Below are 1473 nucleotides of genomic sequence, written 5' to 3' on the forward strand. Positions count from 1 at the left end.
AAGTAGAAATGTCCTACCTAATAACCAAATAGAAATGTCCTATATGGACATTTCCAAGTCAAGCACAGGATTTAGATTTCGTTCTTGAATTGCTGTTTTCTGTGCACGTCTGCTTGGCATCTTTTGAGAACGATTGCGTTTATTTTGTTGTTCTAGTTCTTCATGCTGCTGTTGAATATGGGCTAATACAGAACCCAAACGTTTATTTTCAACAATCTCTCGCTGGTTGAGCTGACTTAATTTATCGAAGATGCTGTAATTGATTTTTCTTCCCTGATATTCAATCGCGACTGTACTATCCGGGTATTCCAGAAACTCAAGATACTTGCCAATCAATCTTTGGTTTTCTTCCGTGTTTTCCAGGAGATATACGCATTTATCATAAGTGATCGTCAGGCTATTCGTGACTCTGCGGGGTTCACGCCAGGTAAAAATATCATCTAATTCTTCGGCTGTTTCAGTGACAGTCCGGTGTAGATCCTTGGGATTAAAGGCCATCTTGGCAAACTTCTGATTGAACTGCTCAATGAAGCAGGGTAGCCAGGCATTGGCTTCGGCAATCGAACTGATGCCTTCCAGACGCATTTCTTTGATCAGACGGTCCTGAAGCGTTCTATTGGCTCGTTCTACACGGCCTTTGGCCTGTGGTGAATTAGCGAAGATAATATCGATATTCAGGGTGCTGAGTACGCGCCCAAACTGGGTAATCTTGGTGTCTTTCTTACTGCTTTGATTCACCCTGAAGACTGAATGTTTATCGCTGTAGAAGGCTAAAGGCTTACCATGCTGCTCAACATACAAACGTGTTGAAATCATATAGTCAAAGGTTGATTCCGACTCACAGAAGCGTAAATGCTGTAATTTGCCTGTGGCATCATCGATAAATACCAGCAGACAGCATTTAGGGGCTCGACCTTCAAACCAGTCATGGTGTGAGCCATCGATTTGGATCAGTTCACCATAACAGTCCCGGTTATAACGAGGCTGATACGGGCGTTTCAGACGCTTGGCGCGAGGAATCCATAAATCGGCTGCAATCATCCAGGAACGCAGTGTTTCCACTGAAATATCAAAGCCATGAACGGTGGTGAGCTTTTCATGCGCTAAAGTGGGTCCGAAACCATGCAGTTGATCAGAAACAATATTGAGGCACTTGAGTCTGAGCTCTTCAGGAAGCCTGGAATTGCTGATTTGACCACGACCGGCATGGGCTAATGCAGCTGGGCCTTGAGCTTTGTATTTTTGCAATAAACGTCTGATCTGACGCTCTGAAATATGAAGTAGCTGAGCAGCTTGGGACTGGGTTATGCGTTGATCACAGATTTCCTGCAAGACCGACAATCGTTTAAGTTCTTTATCCGACATAGACACCAACATATCAAACCGTCCGCTAAGAAAATTGCAAAAGTGCATATTCTAAAAGCGGACATTTTTACTTTGGAGAAACCGGACATTTCTACTTTGGGCTTACAA

General features: G+C 43.6%; 1 protein-coding gene. It reads right to left on the reverse strand.

Annotated elements, in window-relative coordinates:
- Nucleotides 1–39 precede the first annotated feature (39 nt).
- Entirely contained in the window at nt 40–1365 is a 1326-nt protein-coding gene (locus AVJ20_RS17885; protein ID WP_111886140.1) for an ISNCY family transposase, read from the reverse strand.
- Nucleotides 1366–1473: the final 108 nt, after the last annotated feature.

The sequence above is a fragment of the Acinetobacter sp. CFCC 11171 genome, from assembly GCF_003268405.1.
Lineage (GTDB): Bacteria > Pseudomonadota > Gammaproteobacteria > Pseudomonadales > Moraxellaceae > Acinetobacter > Acinetobacter amyesii.